The sequence below is a fragment of the Limnohabitans sp. genome, assembly GCF_046052765.1.
Taxonomy (GTDB): Bacteria; Pseudomonadota; Gammaproteobacteria; order Burkholderiales; family Burkholderiaceae_C; genus Limnohabitans.
Map to the genome: position 1 here is coordinate 142,776 of NZ_JAVLFQ010000090.1, position 7,109 is coordinate 149,884.

A 7,109-nucleotide genomic window follows, 5' to 3' on the forward strand; every position below is an offset into this window, starting at 1 on the left:
TAAGACAGTTTGAATTTTCATGATGATTTCTCCAAGTGAGTGTGGTGGTTATTAGTTTTACGCTTTGCTGGCTCTCAAGACTTGGCTTTCACCAAGGGGTTCATGATGATGACTGTCAATACCAACAAAACAGTCTCGATACTATACACAACGCAATAAGCGGTTGCGGAATCAGTAAATTGTGCAGACATGTCGCGGACAATCCCGCCCAATGCCATCGCAGCTCCGGCAGTTGATGCTTGAACCGCGCCCCAAGCACCCAATGCCAGACCTGCTTGTCCGGGAGGTGCACTGTTCATCGTGGCGGTCAAAGTGCCATGACCAAATAAACCGGCCCCGAATCCAATAAATAAAACACCCAAGGTGAACATCATTGCAGACGCCTGCGAGGCCGAAAAAATCACGGCAATAAAAGCAGGAATACCCACCATGGCCCCCCAACTGGCCATTTTGAAAGGGTCACCGCCTCGGCTCAAAATGTGAGAAGCCCAAGCAAATCCTATCAGTCCACCTAAGGCCAGAATCGCCGTCAGATAAGTGGTTTGGGCAACCGTCAAGCCCAGTATTTCGCCACCGAAAGGCTCCAACAAAATATCTTCCATGCTGAAAGCCATGGTTCCGAAACCGATGGAAATCAATCTGCGCATGGCATTTTCACCATTACAAAATAGCTTAAAGGACGCCATGAATTCTGGGTCTTCTTCGTAGACACCTGGTTGGCGGTCACGCGTTCTTCCCTCTTGCTTCCACAAGGCAATGACATTCAAACAAATAGTGGTGACTGCAGCACCTTGCACCGTGCGAATCAAAGTGCCAGGTGAAAAATCCTCAAGTATGTAACCGAAGACCATGGAGCTCAAAATGATGCCCAGTAACAACATAACGTACATCAGACCGACTACCTTGGGCCTGTCCTCGGGCGGCGCTAAATCGGTGGCCAGCGCCAGTCCGACTGTTTGAGTCGTGTGTAAACCTGCACCAACCAGTAAAAAAGCCAGTCCTGCACCCAAGTCCCCCACCCATGCCGGTGCATGTGATGATTGTCCGAACCCACCCAGCACCAGCAATGCAAATGGCATGATGGCAAAACCACCGAATTGCAGCAAGGTGCCCATCCAGATATAGGGTACGCGACGCCAACCTAGGTGAGACCGGTGGTGATCTGAACGAAATCCGATGATGGCGCGAAATGGAGCGAATAACAAGGGCAAAGACACCATGACCGCGACCAGTGCAGCTGGCACATGGAGTTCGACAATCATGACGCGGTTGAGGGTACCAATCAACAAGGCGAGTGCCATGCCGACAGAAATTTGAAACAAAGACAAGCGCAAAAGCCTGCTTAAAGGCAATTCATCGGAGGCAGCATCTGCAAAAGGCAGAAACTTCGCTCCAATTTTGAACCAACTTTTAGAGAGTTTGGCGACAGAAGTGTTCATTTGAAAAATGGACCGGAATTGGGTAACTCCGGCCCATTAAAAAAAGAAATTTTCTTTGTGTCAGGCAGTAGGCGTTTTGACAGTCTGGATGACTGCTGCGCTTGCTGCACTTCCATTCAAAAATTTCTTGACCCATGTGGTGTTCAGGGTCAAAGCCAAGTGAACCGAAAAGGAACCAATGGCTACAGCTGCGAGGAAGATGGGAATGCCGACAGAAGGTTTGACCACTGTCCAGATTTTTCCGTAGATCATGTGGTGCTCCTTTTATTTCAGCCAAGGGGAATAAATGTACGCCAGCAAATGTGCCAGCGCCGCAATCATTCCAAAGATTTGAGTCCCTTGGATGAGGTGCCGGTGAATTTCTTCTGACTCGGCTTCAGTCAGGCCTGTTGGCCCTACTTTATCTGACAGGGTGTTATCTCCTTGAAAGATTTTCACGTCCGTGCAAAACCCGCACGAGGGTTACTTATGGCCCCCATGGCCACAAATCCATTAATTCCTTACAGATTGAAAGTGATTGTAGGTTGACACTTCAATATGTCAATATATATTTACACATGGATTAAAAACAGCTTGATGTATATTCAAGATGATTGCAACCTATTGAATTTATTGGTTTTTTATTTTGAATTCGGCAAATCTAATCTACCGTGGCCGTTTTGCACCCTCGCCCACCGGACCTTTGCACGCAGGATCATTGGTCGCTGCGTTGGCCAGTTGGCTGGATGCACGCGCTCATGATGGCGTCTGGTTGTTGCGAATCGAGGACGTAGATACACCTCGTTGCTCACAAGCGGCGACAGACAACATACTTTCGCAATTGGCTGCTTGTGGACTGATCAGCGACGAGCCGGTGACATGGCAATCGAAACGCACAGATAAATATGAATCTGCACTGAGAAGCTTGCTGCAGTCTCATGCGTGCTATGCCTGTCAATGTTCACGCTCAGATATTGCAAGAACACTAAACAGTCAAGGCTTCAGCCCTGAACGTCACCAATACATGCGCTACCCCGGTACGTGTAGATATTTGAATATTTCGCTTGCGTCGGGAATGTCCGTTCGATTTCGCGTGCCCGACAAAGATGTGGTTTGGTACGACAGATGGCTTGGTATGCAAGAGCAGCATGTGGCTGGTGCGGTCGGTGACTTTGTCATCAAGCGCAGCGATGGACTATGGGCGTACCAACTGGCTGTGGTGGTTGATGATGCGGACCAAGGTATCACCCATGTTGTTCGCGGCCAAGACCTGGCAGACAACACGCCGAGACAACTATTTTTGCAACAAGCACTTGGCCTGCCTATGCCTGTTTATATGCACACACCATTGGTATTGGCACATGACGGCCAAAAGCTGTCAAAGCAAAACGGCGCCCAACCCTTGGCTACAGACACGCCTGACAAGGCGTTGCAAGCGTTACTTAGCGCCGCAGAAGTTTTGGGTTTGCAAGTTCCCGCAGCAGACAATTGTGCTTCTGCTTTGGCTTTTTGGATCCAGGCTTGGCGTGACCGCATGACATCAATGCTTAATCATTCTGCAACCACTGCTGTTCCCGAGGCGCAGGCACAATGGACACATCTTTCTAACGCTCCGCCATGAACAACCAAGCACCTGCGCATATCACCTATCCGAAAACCATTAAAAGCTTTGTCACACGTGCGGGACGTACCACCAGTGGTCAAGCCAAAGCATTGGCCGATCTTGGACCGCGATTTGTGCTTGCATTCAATCGTGATGCCTTTAATACAGAACAAGCCTTCGGACGAACGGCCCCCTTGATTCTTGAGATTGGATTTGGCATGGGTGACGCCACCGCTCACATTGCCCAGGTCCGACCAGAGGATGATTTTTTGTGCTGTGAAGTGCATGAACCCGGTGTCGGCGCCTTGCTCAAACGCATGGGTGAACTGGATCTGAACAACATCCGTATTCTTCAACACGACGCGGTCGAAGTGATAGAACACATGCTGCCGGCTGAAAGTTTGGACGGTGTTCACATTTTTTTTCCCGATCCGTGGCACAAACTTCGGCACAACAAACGCCGCTTGATCCAAACTCCTTTTGTCCATGAACTAGTGAAACGGCTCAAACCGGGTGGTTACATCCATTGCGCCACCGACTGGCAGCCTTATGCAGAACACATATTGAAAGTCATGCAATCTGAACCTGGCTTAATCAATCGCAGCCAACGCGCCGACAGTTTCAGCGATCAACCTATTTACCGTCCGTTGACCAAGTTTGAAAACCGAGGTCTCAAGCTGGGTCATGGCGTATGGGATCTGGTGTTTGAGCGAAGGTAATGAAGCTTGTCTATATCCATCAATGCTCAATACAACTGTCACCACACTGCATTTTTGATAAGCCATGGCTTTGTCTGAACCTTTACCTATGCGCGACGGTGTCAGTGCTTCACGCGTGCACTTACCCGCAGGAGATTGGCCTACGGTTTTAGATTTTTTGTGCGAGCATTTTCCAGATGTAAGTCCAGCTGAGTGGATAACACGCGTACGTCAAGGTCTTGTGTACCAACAAGACAGCAGCCTGGTAAAACTGGACGAGCCTTACCGAGCCTACCAATCGATTTTTTATTACCGCCATGTGGCGCATGAAGCCACCCTGCCTGAAAACGCTGATGTACTTTTTGAAGACGATCTTTTATTGGTCGCCGATAAGCCGCATTTCATGCCAGTCACGCCAGGCGGTCGGTATTTACAAAGCTGTTTGTTGGTACAACTCAAACGATTAACGGCTTGCGAATCGCTCACTCCGATTCACCGCATAGACCGTGAAACCGCAGGTTTGGTGGTGTTTTGTAAACGTGCCCAAGACAGGGATGCTTACCACGCGTTATTTCGCCAACACCTTGTACACAAGTGGTATGAGGCCGTGGCAAATTTCAAACCTCATCTGGCATTGCCGTTGGTGTATCGCAGCCGTCTTGTCGAAGGTGATCAATTTTTTCTGTCAAAGGAAGCACCGGGCGAGCCCAACAGCGAATCCCGTATTTCGCTCTTAAAGCGTATGAATGATTTTGCGCTGTACCAGTTGCAACCCCTGACAGGCCATCGCCATCAACTGCGCATACACATGATGTCGCTGGGCATACCTATTGTTGGTGATCAGTTTTACCCGAAGGTGTTGCGCAGACCGCATGAAGTGGATGATTTCAGCTGCCCTATGCAATTACTGGCACAACGTATTTCGTTCACCGATCCAGTGACTGGCAAACAACGCGATTGGCTCAGTCGGCGCAGATTGAAAACCAGCCCTTCTTAATTAAGCGCTTGACAGATATTTTTCATTTCAGGCTACAAACGCTCATCGACCCAAGCCTGAACACTGGCCAAGGCCTTGTCTATACCTGCGGGCTGGGTTCCACCTGCCATCGCCATGTCAGGCTTGCCACCCCCTTTGCCGCCGACTTGCAGGGCGACAAAATTCACCAACTCACCCGCTTTGACCTTGGTCAGTGTGTCTGCCGTGACGCCTGCCGCGAGTTGCACTTTGTCACCATCGACACTAGCGAGCACCACCACCGCTGTTTTCAATTTGTTTTTCAGCTGATCCAAGGTGTCGCGCAAGGCTTTGGCATCTGCACCGGGCAACAACGCGGCCAGCAATTTCACACCTTTGACCTCAACAGCATGCGCCAGCAAATCGTCACCTTGCGATGAAGCCAATTTGCCTTTCAAAGCGCCCATGTCTTTTTCCAGACCGCGCATTTGCTCCAGCAATTGCGCCAGTCGCTGGTTCAGTTCACCAGGCGTGGCTTTGAGCGCAGCACAGGCTTGGTTCACTGTATTTTCAAGCGTTTGCACATAGGCCAGTGCGTGTTCACCAGTGACGGCTTCGATGCGGCGCACGCCTGCGGCCACACCGCTTTGCGCCACCACTTTGAACAAGCCAATATCGCCGGTGCTGTGCACATGCGTGCCGCCGCACAACTCTCGGCTGCTGCCTATGTCGAGTACGCGCACCGTGTCGCCGTATTTTTCGCCGAACAACATCATGGCGCCGGTTTTTTGCGCGGCATCAATATCCATCACGCGCGCCTGCGTTTCGGCGTTGGCCAAAATTTCAACATTCACCTTGTGTTCAATCTCGCGGATCTGCTCGTCGCTGATCGGTCCGGTATGCGCAAAGTCAAAGCGGGTGCGCTCGTTGTTCACCAGACTGCCTTTTTGCTGCACGTGTGCGCCCAGCACCTCGCGCAAAGCTTTGTGCATCAAATGCGTGGCAGAGTGGTTGCGCACCGTGGCTGCACGCAGCGCGGTGTCCACCAGCGCTTCCACGCTATCGCCCACCTTCAAACTGCCCTTGGCCAATTGACCGTGGTGGCCGAACACATCGGCTTTGATTTTGTGCGTGTCTTCAACGGCAAACACCGCTTTGCCGCCATTGATCTGCCCTTGATCGCCCACTTGACCGCCGCTCTCGGCGTAAAACGGGGTGTGGTCTAACACCACGACGCCCGTCTGACCGGCTTGTATTTCATTCACAGCCACGCCATCCACATACAAAGCCGTGACTTTGGCTTCGGCGCTCAGGTGTTCGTAACCTACGAATTCGTTACCGACACCGCTGTATTCCAACGCCCTGTTCATTTTGAATTTACCTGCTGCGCGGGCTTGGGATTTTTGTTTTTCCATCGCGGCTTGGAAACCCGCTTCATCTACTGACACATGTCGCTCGCGGCACACATCGTTGGTCAAGTCCAGCGGAAAGCCATAGGTGTCGTGCAATTTGAAAGCCACCTCACCCGATAAAACCTTTTCTTTTGATACCTTTAAATCAGCAGGACCTGCGTGATCATTCCCTATAGCGGCTTCCAAAATATGCATACCAACCTCAAGCGTTTCATAAAACCGCTCTTCCTCTGTCTTCAACACCGCAGTAATCCGATCGGCTTGCGCCGCCAAATTCGGATACGCCTCTCCCATGAGCGTTACCAAGTCAGCAACCAGTTTGTGGAAGAACGGTTTCTTCTGCCCCAACTTGTATCCGTGACGGATGGCACGGCGGATGATGCGCCGCTGCACATACCCGCGGCCTTCGTTGCCGGGGATCACGCCGTCGCTGACCAAAAACGCGGTCGCGCGAATGTGGTCGGCGATCACGCGCAAGGAGTTGTTGTGCAAATCAGCGCAACCGGTTTCGCGCGCAGCGGCTTTGATCAAGGCATCAAAAATATCGATCTCGTAATTGCTGTGCACGTGTTGCAAGATGGCGGCCAAGCGCTCCAAGCCCATGCCGGTGTCCACGCAAGGCGCGGGCAGTTTGTTCAAGCTGCCGTCGGGCTGCATGTCAAACTGCATGAACACATGGTTCCAAATTTCAATGAAACGGTCGCCGTCTTCATCCGGGCTGCCGGGCGGGCCGCCGGGAATGTGCGCGCCGTGGTCGTAAAAAATTTCAGAGCACGGGCCGCAAGGGCCGGTGTCGGCCATCATCCAAAAATTGTCTGACGCGTATTTCTTGCCTTTGTTGTCGCCGATGCGAACGATGCGGTCGGCAGGCAAACCAATTTCTTTGTGCCAGATGTCGTAAGCCTCGTCGTCGTCGATATACACAGTCACCATCAGGCGCTCGGGCGGCAGTTTGTACACCTGCGTCAACAACTCCCAACCCCATTTCAAACTGTCGCGCTTGAAGTAATCGCCAAAACTCCA

Annotated in this window: 7 protein-coding genes; 3 read left to right on the top strand and 4 right to left on the bottom strand. The window is 51.4% G+C overall.

Annotation, left to right across the window (positions count from 1 at the left end):
- Positions 1 to 74: 74 nt before the first annotated feature.
- From AC9UG7_RS13250 to pufB, 3 genes are read right to left on the bottom strand one after another with little or no spacing between them, the layout of a single operon-like run.
- Positions 75 to 1,439, bottom strand: a complete 1,365-nt coding sequence (locus AC9UG7_RS13250; RefSeq protein WP_509588642.1) for a PucC family protein — start codon at positions 1,437 to 1,439, stop codon at positions 75 to 77.
- Between the two features lie 60 nt (positions 1,440 to 1,499).
- Positions 1,500 to 1,691, bottom strand: coding sequence for a light-harvesting protein (locus tag AC9UG7_RS13255; RefSeq protein WP_509588645.1), 192 nt, complete (start codon positions 1,689 to 1,691; stop codon positions 1,500 to 1,502).
- Between the two features lie 12 nt (positions 1,692 to 1,703).
- Positions 1,704 to 1,877, bottom strand: coding sequence for a light-harvesting antenna LH1, beta subunit (gene pufB / locus AC9UG7_RS13260; protein WP_509588647.1), 174 nt, complete (start codon positions 1,875 to 1,877; stop codon positions 1,704 to 1,706).
- Between the two features lie 187 nt (positions 1,878 to 2,064).
- On the opposite strand from pufB, the gene gluQRS reads away from it, so the two are divergent.
- The 3 genes from gluQRS to AC9UG7_RS13275 all read left to right on the top strand — a co-directional run bounded on the left by gluQRS (position 2,065) and on the right by AC9UG7_RS13275 (position 4,716).
- Positions 2,065 to 3,039 carry a tRNA glutamyl-Q(34) synthetase GluQRS gene (gene gluQRS / locus AC9UG7_RS13265; protein ID WP_509588649.1) on the top strand — a complete coding sequence of 325 codons (975 nt, stop codon included), beginning with the start codon at positions 2,065 to 2,067 and terminating at the stop codon, positions 3,037 to 3,039.
- Complete coding sequence (trmB, locus tag AC9UG7_RS13270; protein WP_509588651.1) at positions 3,036 to 3,740, top strand: tRNA (guanosine(46)-N7)-methyltransferase TrmB; 705 nt, start codon at positions 3,036 to 3,038, stop codon at positions 3,738 to 3,740. The genes gluQRS and trmB overlap by 4 nt, the downstream gene beginning before the upstream one ends.
- A gap of 64 nt (positions 3,741 to 3,804) precedes the next feature.
- Positions 3,805 to 4,716 carry a pseudouridine synthase gene (locus AC9UG7_RS13275; RefSeq protein ID WP_509588653.1) on the top strand — a complete coding sequence of 304 codons (912 nt, stop codon included), beginning with the start codon at positions 3,805 to 3,807 and terminating at the stop codon, positions 4,714 to 4,716.
- Between the two features lie 32 nt (positions 4,717 to 4,748).
- Here AC9UG7_RS13275 and alaS read toward each other — a convergent pair.
- The coding region (alaS, locus tag AC9UG7_RS13280; protein WP_509588656.1) for an alanine--tRNA ligase at positions 4,749 to 7,109 on the bottom strand (2,361 nt) is incomplete at its 5' end.

Bases quoted from the DNA above. Each gene is read 5' to 3' on its own strand.
- AC9UG7_RS13275 (WP_509588653.1), top strand. From the start codon at position 3,805: ATGGCTTTGTCTGAACCTTTACCTATGCGCGACGGTGTCAGTGCTTCA.
- AC9UG7_RS13250 (WP_509588642.1), bottom strand. From the start codon at position 1,439: ATGAACACTTCTGTCGCCAAACTCTCTAAAAGTTGGTTCAAAATTGGA.
- trmB (WP_509588651.1), top strand. From the start codon at position 3,036: ATGAACAACCAAGCACCTGCGCATATCACCTATCCGAAAACCATTAAA.
- AC9UG7_RS13255 (WP_509588645.1), bottom strand. From the start codon at position 1,691: ATGATCTACGGAAAAATCTGGACAGTGGTCAAACCTTCTGTCGGCATT.